Raw genomic sequence first — 25548 nt, 5'->3', positions numbered from 1 at the left:
TATGCGACACAGTTATTTATTAAGCGCACTTTTACTGACCGCAGTAACAGCCCATGCAGGTGTGATTATTAATGGCACCCGACTGGTTTATCAGGGAGAGAAAAAAGAGTCTTCGATTGGGATTTCCAATCCGGATGATATTAACTATCTGGTACAGTCCTGGGTGGATACCGGTTTGAAAAAAGGCGGTAAAGCGCCATTTCTGATTACCCCGCCGCTGTTCCGTCTGAACGCTAAAGAAGATAACGTGCTGCGCGTGGTGCGCACCGGCGGAAATATGCCAGAAGATCGCGAGTCGTTGTACTGGTTAAATATTAAAGCCATTCCTTCTTCAAGTCATGAAGAGGGCGTTAATACATTACAAATAGCCATTAATACCCGTATTAAATTGCTGTATCGCCCTGCATCGATTAAAGGCAAACCTGAAGCAGTGGCTGATAAACTGGAATGGCACCGCGAAGGTAATGATCTGGTGGTAAACAACCCCACGCCTTTCTATATGAATTTCCAGAGCGTAACGCTGAACGGCCAAAAAGTGGCAAAAGCTACCTGGGCTGTGCCAGATACCTCTACCCGCTTTGCCCTTCCGGCAAATATGAACGGTAACACCGTAAGCTGGTCGGTCATTAACGATTACGGAAGCATCAGTAAAACCTGGTCTGCATCCGTTCGTTAATACTCTATTCAACGCCTGGATAATCATGTACAGCACAACTAAGCCGCTATTACGTCGACTGCGTGAAATGCTGCCCACTTTTTGTGGGATAGCGGTGACATGCTGCGCGCTGCAGGCCCACGCTGATGATTATTTTAACCCTGCCCTGCTGGATATTGATAATCCAGAGCAGGCAAAGACCGATCTCTCTGTTTATGAAAACGGTCCCGGTCAGGCGCCAGGTAAATATCAGGTCACGATGTTCGTCAATAATAATAAAATCGACACTCGTGACGTCCTTTTTATATTACAAAAAGATGCGCAGGGAGATGATTCCCTGCAGCCATGCCTGAGTCTGGATGAATTAACGCATCTGGGCATCAAAACCAAAGATTATCCAAAGCTGGCGGCAAAAGGGGAATGCGCGGATCTCAGCGCCATCCCTTCGGCCTCGGCGACTTTCCGTATCAAAAACCAGCAACTACTGCTGAGTATTCCCCAGTCGGCGCTGGGCCAGGTGCCTCGCGGCTACATCGATCCGAAAGAGTATGACGAAGGGATCACCGCGGGCATCCTGAACTATAGCGTTAACGCCAGCCAAAGCCACGCCCGCCAGCATGGGAAAGCGGACAACAGCAGCCAGTTTATTAACCTGCGCCCCGGTTTTAACACCGGTGCCTGGCGCGTGCGAAATTACAGCACCTGGAACCACAATTCGGATGGCGGTCAGGGCGACGGCAAGCTGACCCCGGTCTATACCTATGCCCAGCGCGATATCGTGGGGCTGAAGAGCGAGCTGACCGTGGGACAGAGCAGCACCCAGGCCGACGTTTTCGACAGTGTCTCTTACACTGGCGCACAGCTGGCTACCGAAAGCGACATGCTGCCCGACAGCGAGCGCGGGTATGCCCCGGTGGTACGCGGTACGGCGCACAGTAACGCCCAGGTGGTGGTTCGCCAGAATGGCTACGTTATCTACCAAAACACCGTTGCCCCCGGCGCGTTTGAGATTAACGATCTCTACCCCACCGGCAGCAGCGGCGATCTGAACGTCACGGTAAAAGAGACCGACGGCAGCGAGAGTCACTTCGTGGTGCCGTTTGCCTCCGTGCCGGTGCTGCAGCGGGAAAAACACCTCAAGTACAGCATCGCTGCAGGGCGCTACCGTTCATATGATAAAGAGGTTGAGAAGACCCCTTTCGCCCAGGGCAGCGCCATCTATGGCCTGCCACACGGCGTCACCGTTTACGGCGGTACGCAGCAGAGTTCGCATTACCACTCCACCGCGCTCGGCGCAGGGAAAAACGTTGGTGACCTCGGCGCGTTCTCCGTAGACGTTACCCGCGCCAAAGCGTTACTGAAAAAGCGCAAAACCAGCAAAGGGCAATCCCTTCGTCTGCGCTACAGCAAAAATTTTATCGCGACCGGCACTCACTTTTCGCTGGCGGGTTATCGCTACAACAGCAAAGGCTTTTACACCCTGCAGGACACCATGGAGTCCTGGACCAGTGCAAACGACTGGTCCGCTCCACAGCAGCGCCGCGCACGGGCGGAGGCCACCGTCGACCAGACGCTGGGCGAAAAGTGGGGTTCGGTGACGCTAAGCCTGGTGAAAGAGAGTTACTGGAGCCAGCGTCAGGATATGACCTCCCTGAGCGTTAACTACAACAATAGCTGGCACGGCGTGAGCTATAGCCTGAGCTACAGCATCAATAAAAACAGCGACGACACGGACGAGGACGGTAAATCCATCAGCTATGACCGACAAATCGGCCTTAACGTGTCGGTTCCGCTCGACCGCTGGCTGCCTAACACCTGGGCAAACTACAGCCTGAACAACGGTAAAGACGGCACCACCCACAACCTGGGCCTGAATGGTACCGCGCTGGAGGGAGACAAGCTGAGCTGGAACGTTCAGCAGGGACTGGACAGCGCTAATAACAACACCTCCACCAGTATGAATGCGGATTACAAAGGCACCTACGGTGAAGTGCGCGGCGGCGTAAGCCAGGACAGCCATCAGTACACCGTGAACGCCGGGATCCAGGGCGGCATCGTCGCCCACTCTGACGGCGTCACCTTCGGTCAGACCCTGGGAGAAACCGTGGTGCTGATTAAAGCGCCGGGAACGCACGGCACGCACGTTGCCAACCAGACGGGCGTGGAAACGGACTATCGCGGCTATACGCTGGTGCCCTTTGTCACTCCGTGGCGTCACAACCCAATTTCGCTGGATACCGAGACGCTGCCAGACGATGCCGACGTGACACACGCCTCGCAGACGGTAACACCAACGCGCGGCGCGATAGTTCGCGCCAGCTTCGATACTCGCGTGGGCAACCGCGTCTTAATGACGCTGGCCTGGAAAGACAAACCGCTGCCCTTTGGCGCAACGGTCACCACGGAAGACAAGAGCAGCGAATTTATCGTCGGTAACGACGGCCTGGTGTATCTCACCGGACTGCCGCAGCAAGGACGCCTTTTCGTTTCGTGGGGCAAGGAGGCGAGCGAGCATTGCGTCGCCGATTACGCCCTGACGCAAGAGAAGGATGACACCAACATTATTAACGCTGCCGCGCAGTGTCACTGATTAACACCGGACCGATCATAATGCAGATAGCAAAATCGTTTTTCTTACTTTTAGTTCTGGCGACGGCAGCACTCTTCATGCCGCACGCAAAGGCCAACTGTGTCTCACCAAATTTACCAGCGCTGCTGTCGTTAGCGTCTATTTCAGTACCTACCAGCCTTCCCGTGGGAGAGACCATCCCGGGAACGGAACGTTCGGCTCACATTGCGGGGGGCTGCTATACAGCCGAAGACGCAGGCCGTCAGATCATTGCCTGTTACCACGGCCTGGGTAGAGAGACTCCCAATATCCCTGGTGTTTATGAGTCGGGTGTTGCCGGGATCGGCGTGTCGCTCCGAAACAGTAAAGGGGAGCGTGTGATGGGAGCAGCAGACCAAATCTGCACAACTAAGTCTTCCGTGGGTCAGGTGTCTGATTCGAGCGGTAGCGATGGTTCATTTGCGTTTAGCTTCGACGTCTCTCTGGAACTGGTGAAAACCAGCGAGGTGGTAACCGCCGGTACACTCACATCCAGTAATACACAATTTGGCTTTGGTGTTGAGCAAGTAGAAAGCTTGAGTTATCCAAACACCCTCTCCTACTCAGGTAACGTGGTGGTTAAAGCAGTCACCTGCACCGTATCACCCAAATCTCTGACCGTCACGCTGGGGGATTTTCCGGTGAGCCGTTTTACCGGTCCGGGAACCCTGGTCTCCCAGTCGGTATTCAATATCGACATGCTCTGCGATCAGGATGTACAGCCGGAAATGATGATCACCAGCGCCAATGGCTATGAAACGAATTTTCCTGGCGTGATCAAATTAACGCCGGAAAACGGCGTGGCGACCGGCGTGGGGGTGAGAATGCTCTTTAACGGTCAGATACCTGTTTTCGGGCAATATATGGATACCTTTACCGCCTATGCCAATATCCGCTCGCAATATCCCTTCAGCGTCTCTTACGAACAAACCAGTTCGGAGGTGACGCCCGGAACGGCGAATGCCGTCGCAACCATTACGGTGGCCTACAAATGAAAACCTTATTAGCCCTTTTACTCCTTGGAGTCGCCAGCCAGAGCCTGGCGGAAGAGATTCAGCTCGATATTCGCGGAAACATTTACGCCAACGCCTGCCAGGTAGACAGCGCCAGCCAGAACCTGACGGTCAATCTGGGCAAAGCGAATACCGGCGATTTTAAGGATGTGGGCGATACCGGACAATGGCATTCATTCGACTTAACCCTGTCGAAATGCCCAACCACTTCCGTGCTGGCCACGGCCACCTTTCACGGTCAGCCAGACAGCATTCATCCGACTAAATTCGCCAGCACCGGAACCGCGAAAGGACTGGCGCTGGAGCTTGCCGACCCGCAGGATCAGATCTCGCTTGCCCCGGACGCCAGCTTCAGCGTGTTGATCAACCAGGACAATCACACGGCGGATTTCCCGCTGGCCGCCCGCTATTACGCCACCTCATTGCCGGTCACGGCAGGAACGTTCAGCAGCGTGGTGCAGGTGACCTTCATTTACCAGTAGGACCGCGCCCCTTAGCACGGAGGCTTTTCTTACGCCCGGAAGTCAGTGTTGCCGGGCGTTTTTTTACCTCAGGCACCTCTGGCCGTTCAATCGGGAAGATCGGCAGCGCGTTCAGGAGCCGTTGGCCGTAATTTTTGGTGAGCAGACGTTTGTCATAAATCACCACCTCGCCCCAGCAGCCGTGGCTACGAATCAAGCGCCCGACCTGCTGAATCAGGTTAAACGACGCCGCAGGCAAACTCTGTACCTCAAACGGATAGCGGTTGAGGCTTTTCAGCCACTCCCCCTCGGTGATCACCACCGGGCTATCGATAGGCGGGAAGGCGATTTTATGGATATGCACCTGCGTCAGGTAGTCGCCTTTCAAATCCAGGCCTTCAGCAAACGACTGCAACCCCACCAGCACGCTGCGCTCGCCGTTATCAATGCGCTTACGGTGGGTTTCCACCAGCCGGTAGCGCGGCTGATCCCCCTGCACCAGCAGGAGTAAACGCAGATCGGTGACGTGTTCGAGGAAACGCTGCATCGCCCGCCCGCTGGCAAACAGCACCAGCATACCGGGGTACTTTTTACTCTCGACCTGCTCGCGGAAGTAGGCCGCCATTTCCGCGATGTGCTGCTCTTCGTTGTCGATGAGCGGCTCGAATTTCATGCGCGGAATGACCAGCTTGCCCTGCTCGCAGTGGTTAAACGGCGAGTCCAGCGCCACGAAACGGTCGCCCGCTTTCTCTTTTAGCCCGCTCATCTCCTGCAGCCTTGAGAAGCTGTTCAGGGAACGCAGCGTGGCAGAGGTGACAACCACGTGCGGCACGCTGCGCCAGATCAGCTTTTCCAGCTGATCTGCCACGCGGATGCCCACACAGTGGAAAAAGAGGTGCACCTGCCCGTCCCGCACGTCGCGGGTGGCCCATTTGGTGACCGGCGCGCCGGACGCCTGCGCCATCGAGGCCAGCCGCCAGAGCTTGCTCTGCGCTTCGAACATCCCCAGCGCGCGGTTCATCTGCAGCAGAACGCGGTGCAGACGCACCGCGTCATGCGAGCCGGTTTTCTCGCTGAGATCGTTTAAGAACATCTCCGCCAGCCCGCGCAGCTTTTCCAGATGTTTCGCCAGCTGCTGGCAGATCTCCATCACCTCTTCCGGTAGCTCACCCATCGCAAAGCGGTGTTCGGCTTCCTGGGTTGCCGGAAGATAAAGATTCAGGATGTTGTTCAGGGATGAAATGAGGCTATAGACCTCTTCACAGTGGTCGCTCAGCCGCTCCGGCACCGCCAGCGGCGGCGTGGTTTTCGGGCGGAACTGCTCCATGCAGGTCGCCACCAGCTTACAGAAGAGATCCAGCTGCAGGCGGAACCACGGAGCGGTGATTTCGGCGCTCATCTCCAGCGCATCCCGCGCCACGTCCGGCAGATGGTGGCCTTCATCGAGCACCAGCAGCAGGTTTTTGGGCTCCGGCAGCACCGCTTCGCTCTCCAGCGCCGCCATCACCAGCGCGTGGTTTGCGACCACAACCTCCGCCTCCTGAATCTCGCGCCGGGCGACAAAGAACGGGCACTCGCGGTAGTAGTGACAGTTGCGGTTCAGGCAGCTGGCTTTGTCGGTGCTGAGCCTGCGCCACAGGTCGTCGCTGATGGCCTGGCTGGTGTGATCCCGCAGGCCGTCCCACTTATAGCCGTCGAGCTCGACTTTGAGTTTTGCACATTGCTCCTGCTCGGCCTTATTGTTTGGCGTTAGCTCGTCATCCAGAAACGCGAGCAGATCCTGCTGATTCGGCTCGCTGCTGGCCAGCGCCGCCAGGTTACGCGGGCACACGTAACGCCCGCGCCCAAAGGCTGCCGTAAACCGCAGGTCGGGGATGATTTTGCGCAGCAGGGGCAAATCTTTGCTGAAGATCTGGTCCTGCAGCGCCACGTTGGCGGTGCTGACCACCAGCGTTTTGTCCTCTTCCCGCGCAATCGCGATGCCGGGAATGAGATACGACAAGGTTTTCCCGACGCCGGTCGGGGCTTCAATCGCCAGATGTCGCCCGTCGTCCCCGGCGAGCGTTTTTGCCACGTCAGCAATCATCTGCCGCTGCGGCGCTCGGGGGATAAAGTCGGGGATCTGCTGCTGTAGCGCCTTATACCATGCGCCAATTTGCGCCTTGAGCGCAGCGGTTAAAGCCATTGGAAAACCTGAAATACTGTATAAACAGCCACTATTGTGGCACTTTCTCTTCGCTGCCGCAAAAAGAAAAGCCCGGCTTTACGACCGGGCTTCCAGATTACTGCGGGTTAGCAGGCTTGCGCGGGCGGCGTCGACGCTGCCCTTCTCCTGCCGGTTTCCCCTCGCCGCTGCGCCACGGGTTTTCACCCGCCGGTTTGCTGTCGTTGTTACGACGCGGCGGTTTGCCGGATGATTTCGGCGCACCGCCTTCGGCACGACGCGGCTGCTGACCGCGACCGCCGCCGCCCTGACCACGTCCACCGCCGCCCTGACGACCGTTCTGAATCGGCTCGGCTTTGATCGACGGATCCACTTCGTAACCCGGGGTTTCGATGCGCGGGATCTCTTTCTTCAGCAGGCGCTCGATGTCGCGCAGCAGCTTGTGCTCGTCCACGCAGACCAGAGAGAGCGCTTCACCGGTTGCCGCCGCGCGGCCGGTACGGCCGATACGGTGAACGTAATCTTCCGGCACGTTTGGCAGCTCGTAGTTCACCACGTGCGGCAGCTCTTCAATGTCGAGGCCACGGGCGGCGATGTCGGTCGCCACCAGCACGCGGATGTCGCCGGATTTGAACTCAGCCAGCGCACGGGTACGCGCGCCCTGGCTCTTGTTGCCGTGGATCGCCGCACTGCGAATGCCGTCTTTGTTCAGCTGTTCCGCCAGGTGGTTGGCGCCGTGCTTGGTGCGGGTAAAGACCAGCACCTGCTGCCAGTTGCCCTGGCCGATCATCTGGGAGAGCAGTTCCCGCTTGCGCTTTTTATCCACAAAGTGAACGTGCTGCGTCACCTGTTCGGAGGCGGTGTTGCGGCGCGCCACTTCCACTTCCAGCGGGTTATGCAGCAGCTTTTCCGCCAGCGCCTTGATCTCGTCGGAGAAGGTCGCGGAGAAGAGCAGGTTCTGACGACGCGCAGGCAGCTTGGCCAGCACGCGACGAATATCGTGGATAAAGCCCATGTCGAGCATGCGGTCGGCTTCGTCCAGCACCAGAATTTCAACCTGGTCCAGCTTCACCGCATTCTGGTGCTCCAGATCCAGCAGGCGACCTGGAGTCGCAACCAGAACGTCGACGCCGCTGCGCAGCTTCATCATCTGCGGGTTGATGCTTACCCCGCCGAAAACCACCAGCGAACGAATGTTGAGATAGCGGCTATAGTCACGCACGTTCTCACCAATTTGCGCCGCCAGCTCGCGGGTTGGGGTCAGGATCAGGGCACGAACCGGACGACGGCCTTTGGCGTGCGGCTGGTTTTTTACCAGCAGTTCCAGCAGCGGCAGGGTAAAACCGGCGGTTTTGCCGGTACCGGTCTGGGCGCTCGCCATCAGGTCACGGCCCTGAAGAACGGCGGGGATCGCCTGCTGCTGGATTGGGGTTGGCTCAACGTAGCCCTGCTCTGCGATCGCGCGCAGAATTTCCGGGTTCAGGCCAAGGGAATCAAAAGACATAAAAACTCCGAACCGCCCCGACCATCACAGGTGTAGTTTTCAGGGAGATATAACGAATAGGGGAGGACAAAAACCACAATGTCGCGAAGGAGCGGAGTGTAGCAGCTTTTGTGACGTGGCGCATAAAATATCCCTCAGCGTTCCCTCGACGTTAGCGTGAATCAGGCATAATCTTAATCAATCGATTGATTAATTCTTAATGCCGCCATGAATACGACACCCACAACAACCAAAGGTGAACAGGCCAAAAATCAGCTTATCGCCGCCGCGCTGGCGCAGTTTGGTGAGTACGGGCTGCATGCCACCACGCGCGATATTGCCGCGCTGGCCGGGCAGAACATTGCGGCGATTACCTACTATTTTGGCTCAAAAGAGGATTTATACCTCGCCTGCGCCGAGTGGATCGCCGATTTTATCGGCACGCAGTTTCACCCGCACGTTGAGGAAGCCACCGCGCTGCTCGGCCAGCCGTCGCCCGATCGCGCCGCCGTTCGCCAGCTTATTCTCAATGCCTGCCACGATATGATCCGCCTGCTGACGCACGACGATACGCTCAACCTGAGCAAGTTTATCTCCCGGGAGCAGCTCTCACCGACCGTCGCCTACCAGCGGGTACACGATCGGGTGATTGAGCCAATGCACTCGCACCTGACCCGGCTGATCGCCGCCTATACCGGTCGGGACGCCAGTGATACCGAGACAGTTTTGCATACCCACGCCCTGCTGGGTGAAATCCTTGCCTTCCGTCTGGGCAGGGAAACCATCCTGTTACGCACCGGCTGGACACAATTTGATGAGGATAAAGCCGCGCAGATTAGCAAGGTGATCGCCTGTCACGTCGATCTGATCCTGCAAGGCTTAACGCAAAGGAGCCTGAAGTCATGAAAAAACCTGTCGCCATCATTCTGGTGGTTGTTTTTTTGCTTGCCGCCGGAGTCGGTGGATGGCTGTGGTATCAGAGCCATCAGGATAAAGGCCTGACGCTGTACGGTAACGTGGATATTCGCACGGTGAACATGAGCTTCCGCGTGGGCGGTCGTCTCGCCTCGCTGAGCGTTGACGAAGGCGATGCCATTAAAAGCGGGCAGACGCTGGGGATGCTGGATAAAGCGCCCTATGAGAATGCGTTGCTGCAGGCCAAAGCGGGGGTGTCCGTCGCCCAGGCGCAGTATGATCTGATGCTGGCAGGCTATCGCGACGAAGAGATCGCTCAGGCCGCCGCCGCAGTTAAGCAGGCGCAAGCCGCCTATGACTACGCGCAGAACTTCTACGCGCGCCAGCAGGGATTGTGGAAAAGCCGCACTATTTCTGCCAACGATCTGGAAAATGCGCGCTCGTCCCGCGACCAGGCGCAGGCAACGCTGAAGTCCGCGCAGGATAAATTAAGCCAGTACCACACCGGTAACCGCCCGCAGGATATCGCCCAGGCGAAAGCCAGCCTTGAACAGGCGCAGGCGCAGCTGGCTCAGGCAGAGCTGGATCTGCACGACACCACCTTAATCGCGCCGTCTGACGGCATGCTGATGACCCGCGCCGTGGAGCCGGGCAGCATGCTCAGCGCGGGCAGCACCGTCTTAACGCTCTCCCTGACCCGCCCTGTCTGGGTACGCGCCTACGTTGATGAGCCGAACCTCGGCCAGATGCAGCCGGGCCGCGAGCTGCTGCTCTATACCGACGGTCGCCCGGACAAGCCGTATCACGGCAAAGTGGGCTTTGTCTCCCCTACCGCCGAATTCACGCCGAAAACCGTTGAAACACCGGACCTGCGTACCGACCTGGTGTATCGCCTGCGCATCATCGTGACCGATGCTGACGACGCGCTGCGTCAGGGCATGCCCGTCACCGTAAAAGTGAACAACGGGGAACGACATGAATGACGCGGTTATTCAGCTCAACAATCTGGTTAAACGCTTCGCGGGAATGGACAAACCGGCCGTCGCGCCGCTGAACTGCACCATCCGGAAAGGCTATGTGACCGGGCTGGTCGGTCCGGACGGCGCGGGGAAAACCACGCTGATGCGGATGCTGGCGGGGTTGCTCAAGCCGGATGAAGGAAGCGCCAGCGTGCTCGGCCTTGACCCGATCGAGGATGACGGAGCCCTTCACGCCATGCTCGGCTATATGCCGCAGAAGTTTGGCCTGTATGAAGACCTGACGGTGATGGAAAACCTGAACCTGTACGCCGACCTGCGCAGCGTCACCGGCGAAACGCGGCAAAAAACCTTCGCGCGCCTGCTGGAGTTTACCTCCCTCGGCCCGTTCACCGACCGGCTGGCGGGCAAGCTCTCCGGCGGGATGAAGCAGAAGCTGGGGCTGGCCTGCACGCTGGTTGGCGAGCCGAAAGTGCTGCTGCTGGACGAGCCCGGCGTCGGCGTAGACCCGATTTCGCGCCGTGAACTGTGGCAGATGGTGCACGAGCTGGCGGGCGACGGGATGCTGATCCTCTGGAGCACCTCCTACCTCGACGAAGCTGAACAGTGCCGGGACGTGCTGCTGATGAACGAAGGCGAACTGCTTTATCAGGGCGAGCCGACGACGCTGACGCAGAGCATGGCCGGGCGCAGCTTCCTGCTGCACAGCCCGCAGGAGTCCAACCGCAGGCTGCTGCAGCGGGTGCTCAGGCTGCCGCAGGTCAGCGACGGGATGATCCAGGGCCGCTCGGTGCGCATTATTCTCAAAAAAGAGGCCACCGCCGACGACGTTCGCCAGGCGTCCGGCATGCCTGAGATCGAGATGGAAGAGACCGCGCCGCGCTTTGAGGACGCGTTTATCGACCTGCTGGGCGGCGCGGGTACGTCAGAGTCGCCGCTTGCCGCCATTCTGCATACGGTGGAAGGCACGCCGGGCGAAACGGTGATTGAAGCGAAATCCCTCACCAAAAAGTTCGGGGATTTCGCCGCCACCGACAACGTCAACTTTGCGGTTAAACGCGGGGAGATTTTTGGCCTGCTCGGGCCGAACGGCGCGGGAAAATCGACCACCTTTAAGATGATGTGCGGCCTGCTGGTGCCGACGTCCGGCAAGGCGCTGGTGCTGGATATGGATCTGAAGGTCAGCTCCGGCAAGGCGCGCCAGCATCTGGGGTATATGGCGCAGAAGTTTTCCCTGTACGGCAACCTGACGGTCGAGCAGAATCTGCGCTTTTTCTCCGGCGTGTACGGCCTTCGCGGGCGTGCGCAGAACGAGAAAATCCGGCGCATGAGCGACGCCTTCGCCTTAACCAACATCGCCTCCCACGCCACCGACGAGCTGCCGCTCGGCTTTAAGCAGCGGCTGGCGCTGGCCTGCTCGCTGATGCACGAGCCGGATATTCTGTTTCTTGATGAACCCACTTCTGGCGTTGATCCCATTACCCGCCGCGAGTTCTGGCTGCACATCAACAGCATGGTGGAAAAAGGCGTGACCGTGATGGTGACCACCCACTTCATGGACGAGGCGGAGTACTGCGACCGCATCGGGCTGGTGTATCGCGGCAAGCTGATTGCCCACGGTACCCCGGACGACCTGAAAAACCAGGCCGCCGACGATGAGGTTCCGGATCCGACCATGGAGCAGGCGTTTATCACCCTCATCCATGACTGGGATAAGGAGAATGCCCATGCGCAGTAATGCCATTTCCTGGCGCAGGGTGCGCGCGTTATGCATTAAAGAGACGCGGCAGATCGTGCGTGACCCCAGCAGCTGGCTGATTGCGGTAGTCATCCCCCTGCTGCTGCTGTTTATTTTTGGCTACGGCATTAACCTGGACTCCAGCAAGCTGCGGGTCGGGATTTTGCTGGAGCAGCAGAGTGAGGATGCGCTGGACTTTACTCACGCCATGACCGGATCGCCCTACATTGACGCCACCATCAGCGATAACAGGCAGGAGTTGATCCAGAAAATGCAGGCCGGGAAAATTCGCGGCCTGATCGTCATTCCGGTGGATTTCGCCGCCAACATGGCGCGGGCGAATACCGATGCGCCGATCCAGGTGATTACCGACGGCAGCGAGCCAAACACCGCAAACTTTGTACAGGGCTACGCGGAGGGGATCTGGCAGCTGTGGCAGATGCAGCGCGCGGAGGACCGGGGTGAGGAATTTAAACCGCTGATCGACGTGCAGACGCGCTACTGGTTTAACCCCGCCGCCATCAGCCAGCACTTTATTATTCCGGGCGCGGTGACGATTATCATGACGGTGATTGGCGCGATCCTGACCTCGCTGGTGATCGCCCGCGAGTGGGAGCGCGGGACCATGGAGGCGCTGCTCTCTACCGAAGTGACGCGCGTCGAGCTGCTGCTGTGCAAGCTCATCCCCTACTATTTCCTCGGCATGCTGGCGATGCTGCTCTGTATGCTTGTCTCGGTCTTTATCCTCGGCGTGCCGTATCGCGGCTCGCTGGTGGTGCTGTTTTTTATCACCAGCCTGTTTTTACTCAGCACGCTGGGCATGGGGCTGCTCATCTCCACCATCACCCGCAACCAGTTCAACGCCGCGCAGGTGGCCCTCAACGCCGCCTTTTTACCGTCGATTATGCTGTCCGGGTTTATCTTCCAGATAGACAGTATGCCTGCGGTGATCCGCGCCGTGACCTATGTTATTCCGGCGCGCTACTTTGTGAGCACGTTGCAAAGCCTGTTCCTGGCGGGGAATATTCCGGTGGTGCTGATCGTCAACACGCTGTTTTTAATGGCGTCAGCGGCGATGTTTATCGGATTGACGTGGATGAAAACCAAACGGCGGTTAGATTAAGGAGCGAACATGTTTCACCGATTATGGACGTTGATACGCAAAGAGCTGCAATCCCTGCTGCGCGAGCCGCAAACCCGCGCCATTCTGGTCTTGCCGGTGCTGATCCAGGTTTTACTGTTCCCGTTTGCCGCCACCCTTGAGGTGACCAACGCCACCATTGCCATTTACAACGAAGACAACGGCAAGCATTCCGTCGAGCTAACGCAGCGTTTTGCCCGCGCGAAGGCCTTTACCCACATCCTGCTGCTGAAAAGCCCGCAGGAGATCCAGCCCACTATCGACACGCAAAAAGCGCTGCTGCTGGTGCGGTTCCCGGCGGATTTTTCCCGCAATATCGATACCTTCCAGACCGCGCCGATGCAGCTGATCCTCGACGGGCGTAACTCCAACAGCGCCCAGATAGCGGCCAACTACCTGCAGCAGGTGGTGAAGGATTACCAGCAGGAGCTGATGGAGGGCAAACCGAAGCCCAACAACAGCGAGCTGGTGGTGCGTAACTGGTACAACCCGAACCTGGACTACAAGTGGTTCGTGGTGCCGTCGCTGATCGCCATGATCACCACTATCGGGGTGATGATCGTGACTTCCCTTTCCGTCGCCCGCGAGCGCGAACAGGGCACGCTGGACCAGCTGCTGGTCTCCCCGCTCGCCACCTGGCAAATTTTCGTCGGCAAAGCGGTCCCGGCGCTGATCGTCGCGACGTTTCAGGCCACCATCGTGCTGGGGGTGGGAATTTGGGCCTATCAGATCCCGTTCGCCGGTTCGCTGGCGCTGTTTTACTTCACGATGGTCATTTACGGGCTGTCGCTGGTGGGATTTGGACTGCTGATCTCGGCGCTCTGCTCGACGCAGCAGCAGGCGTTTATCGGGGTCTTCGTCTTTATGATGCCCGCGATTTTGCTCTCGGGTTATGTTTCACCCGTCGAGAACATGCCGGTGTGGCTACAGGACCTGACGTGGGTAAACCCGATTCGGCACTTTACGGACATCACCAAGCAAATCTATCTGAAGGATGCGAGTCTGGATATTGTCTGGGGAAGTTTGTGGCCGCTACTGGTCATAGCGGCCACGACGGGCTCAGTGGCGTACGCGATGTTTAGACGCAACATTGCGTAGCTTTTTCTCTTTGGTCAGCAGCGAGACGACCGCAGGCCCTGCGAGGATAGCCAGACCCGCCAGGGCCAGCAGCAGGTTGTTTTGCAGCACGCGCGACAGCAGCCAAAGCACGATCATCGCCGCACCAAAATACCAGGTGGTGGTGAGCTCTTCGAGCACATCACCCACCTCGCGCCAGCGCGCTTCATGGTGGCGCTGTAAGAACAGCATCGACAGCACGGTGACGCCATAAAGGACGCATAGCCCCAGGCCAACACGCACCAGCGTGCCGCTCATCCAGCCCATCACCAGTACGGCCACGACCAGTAAATGCAACATTATCTGCCAGCAACTCAGGCCAGTTGCGACACGAACACGTTGTTGCCACTTCATGGCTTCTCTCCTGAAGGATTTTTCTCTGCTTAATCAGACTACCGCACTTTACGGAAAATTCCGTAACGCCGCATCTTTTTGTGACGACGACTACACTTTATTTTCATTGGGATAGTCACTCAGGAAGGAGCTTATGACTCAAAAAATGCAGCATTTCTCGCTTAAGGTGCTGACGATAAACATTCATAAGGGCTTCACAGCATTTAACCGCCGCTTCATTTTACCGGAGCTGCGCGACGCGGTACGCACCGTCAGCGCGGATATTGTCTGCCTGCAGGAGGTGATGGGCGCACACGAAGTGCACCCGCTCCACTTTGAGAACTGGCCAGATACGCCGCACTATGAATTTCTGGCCGACACCATGTGGAGTGACTACGCCTACGGCCGCAACGCGGTCTATCCGGAAGGGCATCACGGAAACGCGGTGCTGTCCCGCTACCCCATTGAACATTACGAAAACCGCGACGTCTCCGTCGGGGAAAGCGAAAAACGCGGCCTGCTTTACTGCCGCATTACGCCGCCAGACCTCGAGCGACCTGTCCATGTCGGCTGTGTTCACCTGGGCCTTCGCGAAGCCCATCGTCAGGCGCAGCTGAAAATGCTGGCCGAATGGGCCAACGCCCTTCCCGAAGGCGAACCTGTGGTGGTAGCGGGCGATTTCAACGACTGGCGACAGAGGGCAAACCATCCGTTGAAAGTGGATGCCGGGCTGGAGGAGATTTTTACTCGCGCCAACGGCAGGCCTGCGCGCACTTTCCCGGTCCGTTTCCCGCTGCTTCGGCTTGACCGCATCTACGTGAAAAATGCCCACGCCAGCAGCCCGACCGCCCTGGCGCTCCTTAACTGGCGACATCTTTCCGACCATGCCCCGCTCAGCGCGGAGATCCACCTATGAAATGTTCCTGGCAGGAAGGCAACCGAATCACGCTGCTGGTCAACGGGGACGAGTATTATCCGGCCGTGTTTAAAGCGATTGACCATGCACAGCAGAAGGTGATCCTCGAAACCTTTATCTGGTTCGAAGACGACGTCGGCAAACAGCTGCACGGCGTGCTGCTGCGCGCCGCCCGGCGCGGCGTCAAAATTGAAGTATTGCTTGATGGCTATGGCTCGCCGGATCTCAGCGATACGTTTGTGAATGAGTTGACCGCTGCGGGCGTAGTGTTCCGCTACTACGATCCCGGCCCTCGCCTGTTCGGCATGCGGACCAATCTTTTCCGCCGGATGCATCGCAAAATAGTGGTGGTGGACGAGACGGTGGCGTTTGTCGGCGGCATTAACTACTCCGCTGAGCATATGTCCGACTACGGCCCGGAGGCGAAGCAGGACTACGCTATTCGCATTGAAGGCCCCGTGGTTCAGGACATCTTACTGTTTGAGCTGGAGAACCTGCCGGGTAAAGAGGCCGTTCGCCGCTGGTGGAGACGTCGCCATCGCCCGGAAGAGAACCGGAAGCCCGGCGAAGCACAGGCCCTTTTCGTCTGGCGGGATAACGGCGAACACCGGGACGACATTGAACGTCATTATCTCAAGATGCTCGCCAACGCGAAGCGCGAAGTGATTATTGCTAACGCCTACTTTTTCCCCGGCTATCGTCTGCTGCACGCCATGCGCAATGCGGCCCGACGCGGGGTACGCGTGAAGCTGATTGTGCAGGGCGAGCCGGATATGCCCATCGTCAAAGTCGGCGCACGCCTGCTGTATAACTACCTGGTGAAGGGCGGCGTGCAGATCTACGAATATCGCCGCCGACCGCTGCACGGCAAAGTGGCGCTGATGGACGATCACTGGGCAACCGTGGGTTCGAGTAATCTCGATCCGCTGAGCTTATCGCTCAATCTCGAGGCTAACCTGATCATTCACGATCGCCAGTTTAACCAGACCCTGCGGGATAACCTGCAGGCGCTAATCGTTAACGACTGCGTGCGCGTGGACGAATCCATGGTCCCCAAACGCACCTGGTGGAATCTGGGCATCAGCGTGGTGGTGTTCCACTTTCTGCGTCATTTCCCGGCCATGGTCGGCTGGCTGCCGGCGCATACGCCTAAGCTTGCGCAGGTGGACCCGCCGGTACAACCGGAAATGGAAACCCAGGACCGTATTGAAGCGGAAGACGGAGGCAAACCCTGATGTCGAAATCGCATCCACGCTGGCGGCTGGCAAAAAAGATCCTGACCTGGCTGTTTTTTATTGCGGTCGCGGTTCTGCTGGTGGTCTACGCGCAGAAAGTTGACTGGGAAGAGGTGTGGAAAGTCATCCGCAACTATAACCGGATGGTGCTGCTGGGCGCTGTGGGGCTGGTTATCGTCAGCTACCTGATGTACGGCTGTTATGACCTGCTGGGCCGCGCTTACTGCGGCCACAAGCTGGCCAAACGTCAGGTTATGCTGGTGTCGTTTATCTGCTACGCCTTCAACCTGACGCTGAGCACCTGGGTCGGCGGCATTGGCATGCGCTATCGCCTCTACTCGCGGCTCGGCCTGCCGGGCGGGACCATCACGCGCATTTTCTCGTTAAGCATCACCACCAACTGGCTGGGCTATATTCTGCTCGGCGGGGTGATATTTACTATCGGCGTGGTACAGCTGCCCGCGCACTGGTATATCGATGAGGCCACGCTGCGCATTCTGGGCATCGTACTGCTGCTGATTATCGCCGTTTATCTGTGGGCCTGCGCCTTTGCCCGACGCCGCCATATGACCATTAAAGGGCAAAAGCTGGTGCTGCCCTCGTGGAAGTTTGCGGTGCTGCAAATGGCCGTCTCCAGCGCCAACTGGATGGCGATGGGGGCGATTATCTGGCTGCTGATTGGCGAGGACGTCAATTACTTCTTCGTGCTGGGCGTGCTGCTGGTGAGCAGTATTGCGGGCGTGATTGTACATATTCCGGCGGGGATCGGCGTGCTGGAGGCGGTGTTTATCGCGTTGCTGGCCGGGGAGCATGTCTCTCAGGGAACGATTATCGCCGCACTGCTGGCGTACCGGATGCTGTATTACTTCCTGCCGCTGGCGCTGGCAACGGTCTGTTATCTGGTGCTGGAGAGTCGGGCGAAAAAGCTGAGAGCGAAGAACGAGAAGGCGTTAGCGAAATGAATAGTGTCGTTTGAGGCTGCGGTCTGATGCCCTCACCCCGGCCCTCTCCCACAGGGAGAGGGAGAAATACCCGCACCGTACAATCCCCTCTCCCATAGGGAGAGGGTTAGGGTGAGGGAAAATAACTAGCGACGGTTGCCGAAAATACGCAGCAGCATCAGGAACAGGTTGATGAAGTCCAGATACAGCGTCAGCGCGCCCAGAATCGCGTATTTGCGCAGGTTCGAACTGTCGCGTACGTCGATCTGCTCGCCGATGTTTTTCAGCTTCTGGGTGTCATACGCCGTCAACCCAACGAAGATCACCACCCCGATGTAGGTCACGGCCCACATCAGCGCGTCGCTCTTCAGCCACAGGTTTACCAGCGACGCCAGCACAATCCCAATCAGCCCCATAAACAGCATGCTGCCAAAACCGCTCAGATCGCGCTTCGTGGTGTATCCGTACAGGCTCATCGCACCGAACATCCCGCCGGTGACCACAAAGGTGCTGGCGATGGAGGAGTAGGTGTAGACGATGAAAATACTGGAAAGCGTCAGCCCCGTTAGCGCCGAATAGAGCATAAACAGCGTGGTCGCCATTCCGGCACTCAGCTTTTGCACCAGACCCGAAAGCACAAACACCAGCGCCAGCTGCGCGATAATCAGCCCAAAGAAGGTAATTTTGCTGGAGAAGATAAACATCATCAGTTCAGGCGTGTTCGCCGCATACCACGCGATAAACGCGGTAAGCAGCAGGCCAACCGTCATCCAGCCGTACACCTGAGCCATATACGTCTGCAGGCCGCTACGGGTCTGCTGTACTATTGAATCGGAACGCGGAAATCGGTCCATGATTCACTCCTGATTAAGATTAAGTAGACACACACGTTAAGGTTAACACATCCACGTAAACCGACTACCAACGGCTGGCAGCTTGTTTATCGCTGTCGCGAGATTCTACCCAGCGGTCACCTTCCGGCGTGGCTTCGCGCTTCCAGAACGGCGCTTTGGTTTTGAGGTAATCCATAATGAACTCCCCTGCCGCAAACGCGCTGCTGCGGTGCGCGCTGGTCACCCCGACGAAGACAATCTCCTCGCCAGGCCACATCTCGCCGATGCGGTGAATAACCGTGACGCGGCCAAGCGGCCAGCGGCCTCGCGCCTCGTCGACAATCTCCGCCAGCGATTTCTCGGTCATCCCCGGATAGTGCTCCAGCGTCAGCGCCTTCACGCTGTCACCGAGGTTGTGGTTGCGCACCTTGCCGGTGAAAGTGACGACCGCGCCGTCTTCATCACGTTCCGCCAGCCAGCTGTATTCGGTCCCCACGTTAAAACGCTCGGGACTCACCAGAATTCGGGTTTCAGCCATCTTAGCCCCCCGTAACCGGAGGGAAGAAGGCCACTTCATCGCCCTCCTTCAGCGGATGGGTGAACTCCACCAGCGTTTGGTTAACGGCGGCCAGCAGCTTGCCTTCGTCCAGCGCCAGCGCCCAGCGGTCGCTTTGTGCCGCCAGATGCGCGCGCAGGGCGGCGACGTTTTCGAAGGACGCATCCAGCGTCAGGTTGTCGGTATTCACCAGCTCGCGCACCTGCGCAAAAAAGAGCACCTTAATCATGGCTGTCCACCTTAAAATCACCGGATTTGCCGCCGCTTTTTGCCAGCAGGCGAACCGGGCCAATCACCATATCTTTCTGCACCGCTTTGCACATGTCGTAGATGGTCAGCGCGGCGACTGAGGCCGCCGTCAGCGCCTCCATCTCCACGCCGGTTTTGCCGGTTAAGCGGCAGAGTGACTCAATGCGCACGCGATTATGCTCCGGCTGCGCCTGCAGGTTCACTTCCACCTTGCTCAGCATCAGCGGATGGCACAGCGGAATGAGATCCCAGGTCCGTTTGGCGGCCTGAATACCGGCGATGCGGGCGGTGGCAAAGACGTCGCCCTTGTGATGGCTGCCGTCGATAATCATAGCCAGGGTTTCCGGCAGCATGGTGACGAACGCTTCCGCGCGCGCCTCGCGCACCGTTTCCGCTTTGGCGGAGACGTCCACCATATGCGCTTCGCCGGCGGCGTTAATATGGGTCAGTTGTGACATAGCTTATTTCTTTAAATGGGGATGGAAATTACACGGACGGGTACGGGCGTCCAGCTGCGGGGCGATGATGTTTTCCCACGCGGTGCGGCAGGCTTTGGTCGAGCCCGGCATAGCGAAAATCAGGGTTTTGTTAGCCACCCCGGCAATGGCGCGCGACTGGAGCGTGGAGGTACCAATCTCTTCAAAGGAGAGCATGCGGAACACTTCGCCGAAGCCTTCTACCTCGCGATCGAACAGCGGGATCAGCGCTTCAGGGGCCTGATCGCCTGCGGTAAAGCCGGTGCCGCCGGTGATTAGCACCACCTGCACCTCATCACTCGCAATCCACTGCGAAACCTGAGCGCGAATGGCGTAGCGGTTCTCCTTCACGATCGCTTTATCGACGATGTGATGCCCCGCGTCATGGGCCGCCTCGCGCAGCCAGTGGCCAGAGGTATCATCCTCTTCGCCACGGCGGTCGGAAACGGTAAGGATAGCAATGCGTGTCGGGATAAATTCTGCGCTTACCTGACTCATCTTCTGGTTCCTTCTTAAGCCTGATTACCCGCCGATGTAGGACAGGTTCTGAGTAATACCGGTATTGCCCTGATGCAGGAAGTGGGTCTGTTTTTTATGCGTCAGCGCGTCAGAAATGCGTGCTTCAAGCGCGGCCTGCTGCGCATCGTCCTCCAGCAGATCCCGAAGGTCCACGCCGCCGTCGCCGAACAGGCAAAGATGGAGCTTGCCAACGGAGGAGACGCGCAGGCGGTTGCAGCTGGCGCAGAAGTCTTTCTCATAGGGCATGATAAGCCCAATCTCACCTTTGTAATCCGGGTGGCAGAAGACCTGCGCCGGGCCGTCGCTGCGCTGGCGGATCTGGTGGATCCAGCCGCGTCTCAGCAGCGCGTCGCGCAGCACCATGCCGGAGATGTGATGACGACGGAACAGCTCGCTGCCCTCACCGGTTTCCATCAGCTCGATAAAACGCAGCTGAATGGGGCGTGATTTGATCCACGCCAGGAAGGTATCGAGCTGGTGATGGTTCACATCACGCATCAGCACCGTGTTGACTTTGACTTTTTCGAAGCCCGCCGTGAACGCGGCGTCGATGCCGTGCATGACCTGCTGGAATTTATCCTGGCCGGTAATGGCATGGAACTGACGAGCGTCCAGGCTATCGACGCTGACGTTGATCGCCGTCAGCCCCGCATCGCGCCAGTTCGCCACGTCACGCGCCATACGGTAACCGTTGGTGGTCACCGCAATCTGGCGGATACGTTCGTTTTCACGCACGGCGGCAATGATGTCGGGGAAATCGCGGCGTAGGGAGGGTTCGCCGCCGGTCAGACGCACTTTTTCGGTGCCGAGCTCAGAGAAAGCGCGCGTGACGCGGCGCACTTCATCCACGGAGAGAAAGCCGTTATTGGTGACGCTGCCCGGTTTGTAGCCATCGGGCAGGCAGTAGGTGCAACGGAAATTGCACACATCGGTAATCGACAGACGTAAGTAATAAAACTTACGCGCGAAAGCATCAGTAAGTTGTGAAGCCATGTACACCTTTCCAGTTCGGGAGGCACAGTCATTTCTTTCTGTACCCTGGTGGCAAATTCGCCACGGCCAGAGCGCCATATCTTTCGACACAGGCACAAGGGCTAGAGTGTATGTTTTCAATTTTGAAAACGTGGTTAGGGCGATAGTAGCGCGGAAATTCTGACGACGCCATTATCGCTTCACGCTATATAATTATCTATATAGCGAATCGTTCCTGCATTTTCGCTACAGAATACCTAAAAACCGCATTTTCACATTGATATACGTCATTTTGCATTGGGTGAGGCATCGTCTTTTAGGGGTAGTTAGGTTACTGTTACGCGATCGAACGTGATAAGGAATACGTATGCGCAATCGCACTTTTGCGGATCTTGACCGAGTGGTCGCTCTTGGCGGAGGACACGGCTTAGGCCGGGTTATGTCCTCTTTGTCGTCACTCGGCTCAAGGCTGACAGGGATAGTAACCACCACCGACAACGGCGGCTCAACCGGGCGCATTCGACGTGCCGAAGGCGGCATTGCCTGGGGAGATATGCGCAACTGCCTGAACCAGTTAATTACCGAGCCGAGCGTCGCGTCGGCGATGTTTGAGTACCGTTTTGGCGGTAATGGCGAACTTTCCGGACATAACCTCGGAAATTTGATGTTAAAGGCGCTCGATCACCTGAGCGTAAGGCCTCTGGAAGCCATTAATTTAATCCGTAATCTGCTCAAAGTGGACGCATTCCTGATCCCCATGTCAGAACAACCGGTAGACTTGATGGCCATCGACGCCGAAGGGCATGAAGTTTACGGCGAGGTGAATATCGACCAGCTCATCCTGCCGCCCACGGAGTTAATGACCTATCCGAGCGTACCCGCCACGCGAGAAGCGGTGGAGGCCATCGGAGAAGCGGATCTTATCCTGATCGGTCCGGGCAGTTTTTATACCAGCCTGATGCCCATTCTGCTGGTGAAAGAGCTGGCGCAGGCGCTGCGCCGCACCCCTGCCCCGATGGTTTACATCGGTAACCTGGGACGTGAGCTGAGTCCGGCGGCGGCGAGCCTGTCGCTGGCTGACAAACTGGAATTAATGGAGCATTACGTCGGCAAGAAAATCATTGACGGCGTAGTCGTGGGCCCAAAAGTGGATGTGTCAGGGATTGGCAATCGTCTGGTGGTGCAGGAGCCGCTGGAAGCGAGTGATATTAAATATCGCCATGACCGTCACCTGCTGCGCGAGGCGCTGGAGAAGGCGATTCAGGCGCTAGGCTAGGTTCGTTTTGCGCGGCCTGATGCCCTCATAATAATGCCCGCACGGACGACCCCCTCTCCCTTGAGGGAGAGGGCTGGGGTGAGGGGGAACATACGACTCTGGTGGTCATTCCGTTCACTTTATGTTCCTTGCTACTCTGTAACGACATGGCCTGTGAACGTGCCAGGGTGGCTCAATCGCCACCACCCTGGCGACCCGGGCTCCCGGCGGTAAATCGCCGCTGCGCGGATTGTTCGCCCCATCCCTGGGGCTCACCCCTTCGGGGCCAGCGCAAGCGCTGTCCAAAATTGCTCCCGGCAATTTTGTCATCGGCTTATTCCTTTCGGCTTATCGGGTACGGGCGGAGGTAACGTCCCTGTAAAGCCCGCCCTCTCGGCGCATCCATGCGCCTCGCCCCGGCCTGCAGGAAACGCCTCAGCGATTTACAGCCGGACCAGAGCATCGCTGATAGCCTTCAATCGCTTTGAAATAACATTATTGCTTCTGTTCAAAAATTACTGGGGATCCCTCTCCCACCGGGAGAGGGAGAAAACCACGCTTTACTCAGGATGCCGCGATGAAAAGATCCCGCAGCTGATGAAGCTGGTCGCGGATCTGTGCCGCCTCTTCGAACTCCAGATTCTGCGCGTGCTGCATCATCTGCCCTTCCAGCTCGTGGATTTTCTGCTGCAGCGCTTTCGGCGTCAGCACGACGGTATCCTCTTCCACCACTGAACGCGCCTTGCCGCGGCCTTTCGCTTTGGTTTTGGCGATGTTCTGCCCCAGCGCCAGAATATCCACGACCTTCTTGTTCAGCCCCTGCGGGGTAATGCCGTGCTCTTCGTTGTAGCGCTGCTGTTTCTCGCGGCGGCGCTCCGTTTCGCCAATCGCTTTCGCCATCGACGGGGTGATTTTGTCACCGTACAGAATCGCTTTACCGTTGACGTTACGCGCCGCACGGCCGATGGTCTGGATCAGGGAGCGTTCAGAACGCAGGAAGCCCTCTTTGTCCGCATCCAGAATTGCCACCAGCGAGACTTCCGGCATGTCCAGACCTTCTCGCAGCAGGTTGATCCCCACCAGCACGTCAAACTCGCCCAGACGCAGGTCGCGGATAATCTCCATGCGCTCCACGGTGTCGATATCCGAGTGCAGATAACGTACCTTCTCGCCGTGCTCTTCGAGATATTCAGTGAGGTCTTCCGCCATACGCTTGGTGAGCGTGGTCACCAGCACGCGCTCGTTGATGGCGGAACGGGCGCGGATTTCCGAGAGCAGGTCGTCCACCTGCGTGGCCACCGGACGAACTTCAATAATTGGGTCGAGCAACCCGGTCGGACGCACAACCTGATCGACAACGTCTTCACCGGATTTCTCCAGCTCGTAGTTGCCCGGCGTGGCCGAGACGTAAATGGTTTGCGGCGCTAATGCCTCAAACTCTTCAAACTTCATCGGACGGTTATCCAGCGCCGACGGCAGGCGGAAGCCGTACTCCACCAGCGTCTCTTTACGCGCCCGGTCACCGCGGTACATCCCGCCGATCTGCGGGATCGTGACGTGGGATTCGTCGATTACCAGCAAACCGTCTGCCGGCAGGTAATCAAACAGCGTCGGCGGCGGCTCGCCCGGCCCGCGTCCGGAGAGGAAGCGCGAGTAGTTTTCAATGCCGGAGCAGTAGCCGAGCTCGTTCATCATCTCAAGGTCGAACTGGGTGCGCTGGCTGAGGCGCTGCTCTTCCAGCAGCTTATTGTTCGCCAGCAGCACCTTACGGCGCTCGGCCAGCTCCACTTTGATCTCTTCCATCGCCTGCACGATACGCTCGCGCGGCGTCACGTAGTGCGTTTTCGGGTAGATGGTGAAGCGCTGGATCACTGACTCAACGTGTCCGGTCAGCGGGTCGAAGAGCGACAGGCGTTCAACCTCTTCGTCAAACAGCTCGACGCGCAGCGCCATATCGTCCGATTCCGCCGGGAAGATGTCGATCACTTCGCCGCGTACGCGGAAGGTGCCGCGCTGGAACGCCTGATCGTTACGGGCGTACTGCAGCTCTGCCAGACGACGGACGATGGCGCGCTGGTCGATAATCATCCCCTGCGTCAGGTGCAGCATCATCTTGAGATAGAGATCCGGATCGCCCAGACCGTAGATCGCGGAAACCGATGCGACGACGACCACATCGCGACGCTCCAGAAGCGCCTTCGTGGCCGACAGACGCATCTGCTCGATGTGTTCGTTCACCGAGGCATCCTTCTCGATGAAGGTGTCAGAGCTCGGCACGTAGGCTTCTGGCTGGTAGTAATCGTAGTAGGAGACGAAATACTCCACCGCGTTTTCCGGGAAGAACTCTTTCATCTCGCCGTAAAGCTGTGCGGCCAGGGTTTTGTTGGGTGCCAACACCATCGTTGGACGCTGGAGATCCGCAATCACGTTGGCGATAGTGAACGTTTTACCCGAGCCGGTTACCCCCAGCAGCGTCTGGTGCGCCAGCCCGTCTTCCAGCCCCTCTTCCAGACGACGGATCGCCTCAGGCTGATCGCCAGATGGACGGAAAGCAGAATTCAATTTGAACGGTTTACTCATGGGCGACGACCTGATGACGTTATAAGCGGCAGGTGAGTAATTTTACTCGTTGTTGCCAGGAATGCCAGTAAAAAACACTGGATGAAAAACCAGTAGCATGTCAGGATATTTAGCATAGCGCCTGAATGATTAGCGCGATAGCGGCCAAAATTTGGACTGTGACAATATAAAACACCAGTCAGGTCAGGTTATCCCCAGAACTTTTTCTTTTTTAACATTTGTCAAGCCAGGTAATGATAGTTTTGTGGCAACGGGTGACACTTTCATGACGGGAATTGCTTTTATCTAAGCAATTAAATAATAAACGATATTTTCTAAAGCCGCGTTTCGCGCCAATTTGGGCGTAAGCCGCGTCTTCTCTCGCTTATCGCGTGTTTTCTAACTCTAATGCACATGGTTATCCACAGGAATA

At 57.7% G+C, this 25548-nt stretch carries 23 protein-coding genes and 1 riboswitch; of the genes, 13 read left to right on the top strand and 10 right to left on the bottom strand.

Annotated elements, in window-relative coordinates; genetic code table 11:
* Position 1: 1 nt before the first annotated feature.
* From NWV12_RS06450 to NWV12_RS06435, 4 genes are read left to right on the top strand one after another with little or no spacing between them, the layout of a single operon-like run.
* The gene (locus NWV12_RS06450) at positions 2-676 is read left to right on the top strand and encodes a molecular chaperone (protein WP_048979626.1); all 675 of its coding nucleotides are present in this window, start codon (positions 2-4) and stop codon (positions 674-676) included.
* A gap of 25 nt (positions 677-701) precedes the next feature.
* Positions 702-3245: a fimbria/pilus outer membrane usher protein gene (locus NWV12_RS06445; protein ID WP_101744455.1), complete on the top strand. Its 2544-nt coding sequence runs from the start codon at positions 702-704 to the stop codon at positions 3243-3245.
* A 20-nt stretch (positions 3246-3265) separates the two neighbouring features.
* Positions 3266-4258 (top strand): fimbrial protein, encoded by a 993-nt coding sequence (locus tag NWV12_RS06440; RefSeq protein ID WP_045887598.1) that lies wholly within the window; start codon positions 3266-3268, stop codon positions 4256-4258.
* Positions 4255-4758, top strand: a complete 504-nt coding sequence (locus NWV12_RS06435; RefSeq protein WP_033144991.1) for a fimbrial protein — start codon at positions 4255-4257, stop codon at positions 4756-4758. Before NWV12_RS06440 ends, NWV12_RS06435 begins: the two co-directional genes overlap by 4 nt.
* On the opposite strand, the gene dinG is transcribed toward NWV12_RS06435, so the two are convergent.
* On the bottom strand, positions 4745-6922 hold the full coding sequence (dinG, locus tag NWV12_RS06430; RefSeq protein WP_101744454.1) for an ATP-dependent DNA helicase DinG: 2178 nt from the start codon (positions 6920-6922) through the stop codon (positions 4745-4747). The two genes, NWV12_RS06435 and dinG, sit on opposite strands and share 14 nt — an antisense overlap.
* 97 nt (positions 6923-7019) lie before the next feature.
* A complete protein-coding gene (rhlE, locus tag NWV12_RS06425; protein ID WP_033144989.1) occupies positions 7020-8405 on the bottom strand; it encodes an ATP-dependent RNA helicase RhlE in 1386 nt (461 codons plus the stop codon).
* Positions 8406-8612: 207 nt separating this feature from the next.
* On the opposite strand from rhlE, the gene cecR reads away from it, so the two are divergent.
* From cecR to NWV12_RS06400, 5 genes are read left to right on the top strand one after another with little or no spacing between them, the layout of a single operon-like run.
* Positions 8613-9290, top strand: coding sequence for a transcriptional regulator CecR (cecR, locus tag NWV12_RS06420; protein WP_039261402.1), 678 nt, complete (start codon positions 8613-8615; stop codon positions 9288-9290).
* Positions 9287-10282 (top strand): secretion protein HlyD, encoded by a 996-nt coding sequence (gene hlyD / locus NWV12_RS06415; RefSeq protein ID WP_048979622.1) that lies wholly within the window; start codon positions 9287-9289, stop codon positions 10280-10282. Before cecR ends, hlyD begins: the two co-directional genes overlap by 4 nt.
* Positions 10275-12014, top strand: a complete 1740-nt coding sequence (locus NWV12_RS06410) for an ATP-binding cassette domain-containing protein (RefSeq protein ID WP_048979620.1) — start codon at positions 10275-10277, stop codon at positions 12012-12014. Before hlyD ends, NWV12_RS06410 begins: the two co-directional genes overlap by 8 nt.
* Positions 12004-13137, top strand: coding sequence for an ABC transporter permease (locus NWV12_RS06405; protein WP_045142921.1), 1134 nt, complete (start codon positions 12004-12006; stop codon positions 13135-13137). Before NWV12_RS06410 ends, NWV12_RS06405 begins: the two co-directional genes overlap by 11 nt.
* A 9-nt stretch (positions 13138-13146) precedes the next feature.
* Positions 13147-14253 carry an ABC transporter permease gene (locus tag NWV12_RS06400; RefSeq protein WP_048979619.1) on the top strand — a complete coding sequence of 369 codons (1107 nt, stop codon included), beginning with the start codon at positions 13147-13149 and terminating at the stop codon, positions 14251-14253.
* Here the strand turns inward: NWV12_RS06400 and NWV12_RS06395 are convergent.
* On the bottom strand, positions 14215-14625 hold the full coding sequence (locus NWV12_RS06395; RefSeq protein ID WP_014883088.1) for a YbhQ family protein: 411 nt from the start codon (positions 14623-14625) through the stop codon (positions 14215-14217). The two genes, NWV12_RS06400 and NWV12_RS06395, sit on opposite strands and share 39 nt — an antisense overlap.
* Positions 14626-14758: 133 nt before the next feature.
* Here NWV12_RS06395 and NWV12_RS06390 point away from each other — a divergent pair, with 133 nt between their 5' ends.
* Genes NWV12_RS06390 through NWV12_RS06380 form a run of 3 tightly spaced genes read left to right on the top strand, consistent with a single transcriptional unit; the run spans position 14759 to position 17717 of the window.
* Complete coding sequence (locus NWV12_RS06390) at positions 14759-15520, top strand: endonuclease/exonuclease/phosphatase family protein (protein ID WP_023334979.1); 762 nt, start codon at positions 14759-14761, stop codon at positions 15518-15520.
* Positions 15517-16755 (top strand): cardiolipin synthase ClsB, encoded by a 1239-nt coding sequence (clsB, locus tag NWV12_RS06385; RefSeq protein ID WP_048979617.1) that lies wholly within the window; start codon positions 15517-15519, stop codon positions 16753-16755. The genes NWV12_RS06390 and clsB overlap by 4 nt, the downstream gene beginning before the upstream one ends.
* A complete protein-coding gene (locus tag NWV12_RS06380; RefSeq protein ID WP_033144983.1) occupies positions 16755-17717 on the top strand; it encodes a YbhN family protein in 963 nt (320 codons plus the stop codon). The genes clsB and NWV12_RS06380 overlap by 1 nt, the downstream gene beginning before the upstream one ends.
* Positions 17718-17842: 125 nt before the next feature.
* Here NWV12_RS06380 and NWV12_RS06375 read toward each other — a convergent pair whose 3' ends face one another.
* From NWV12_RS06375 to moaA, 6 genes are all read right to left on the bottom strand, one after another.
* Positions 17843-18550, bottom strand: coding sequence for a Bax inhibitor-1/YccA family protein (locus tag NWV12_RS06375; protein ID WP_033144982.1), 708 nt, complete (start codon positions 18548-18550; stop codon positions 17843-17845).
* Between the two features lie 64 nt (positions 18551-18614).
* On the bottom strand, positions 18615-19067 hold the full coding sequence (gene moaE / locus NWV12_RS06370) for a molybdopterin synthase catalytic subunit MoaE (protein WP_029742165.1): 453 nt from the start codon (positions 19065-19067) through the stop codon (positions 18615-18617).
* A 1-nt stretch (position 19068) separates the two neighbouring features.
* Complete coding sequence (gene moaD / locus NWV12_RS06365) at positions 19069-19314, bottom strand: molybdopterin synthase sulfur carrier subunit (protein ID WP_101744453.1); 246 nt, start codon at positions 19312-19314, stop codon at positions 19069-19071.
* Positions 19307-19792 carry a cyclic pyranopterin monophosphate synthase MoaC gene (moaC, locus tag NWV12_RS06360; protein ID WP_008501142.1) on the bottom strand — a complete coding sequence of 162 codons (486 nt, stop codon included), beginning with the start codon at positions 19790-19792 and terminating at the stop codon, positions 19307-19309. The genes moaD and moaC overlap by 8 nt, the downstream gene beginning before the upstream one ends.
* Before the next feature lie 3 nt (positions 19793-19795).
* Positions 19796-20308, bottom strand: coding sequence for a molybdenum cofactor biosynthesis protein B (gene moaB, locus NWV12_RS06355; RefSeq protein ID WP_048979615.1), 513 nt, complete (start codon positions 20306-20308; stop codon positions 19796-19798).
* Between the two features lie 24 nt (positions 20309-20332).
* Positions 20333-21322: a GTP 3',8-cyclase MoaA gene (gene moaA / locus NWV12_RS06350; protein WP_048979613.1), complete on the bottom strand. Its 990-nt coding sequence runs from the start codon at positions 21320-21322 to the stop codon at positions 20333-20335.
* Positions 21310-21443, bottom strand: a riboswitch (molybdenum cofactor riboswitch). Its footprint overlaps the gene before it by 13 nt.
* 225 nt (positions 21444-21668) lie before the next feature.
* Between moaA and yvcK the strand changes: the two genes are divergently transcribed.
* Positions 21669-22577 carry a uridine diphosphate-N-acetylglucosamine-binding protein YvcK gene (gene yvcK, locus NWV12_RS06345; protein WP_039261383.1) on the top strand — a complete coding sequence of 303 codons (909 nt, stop codon included), beginning with the start codon at positions 21669-21671 and terminating at the stop codon, positions 22575-22577.
* Between the two features lie 543 nt (positions 22578-23120).
* On the opposite strand, the gene uvrB is transcribed toward yvcK, so the two are convergent.
* On the bottom strand, positions 23121-25136 hold the full coding sequence (gene uvrB / locus NWV12_RS06340; protein WP_029742168.1) for an excinuclease ABC subunit UvrB: 2016 nt from the start codon (positions 25134-25136) through the stop codon (positions 23121-23123).
* Between the last annotated feature and the right edge of the window lie 412 nt (positions 25137-25548).

Origin of the sequence: Enterobacter sp. Crenshaw, assembly GCF_024734705.1 — a bacterium.
Taxonomy (GTDB): Bacteria; Pseudomonadota; Gammaproteobacteria; order Enterobacterales; family Enterobacteriaceae; genus Enterobacter; species Enterobacter asburiae_B.
Note: the sequence above shows the minus strand (reverse complement) of the source record. Positions and strands in the feature narration are given on the sequence as shown.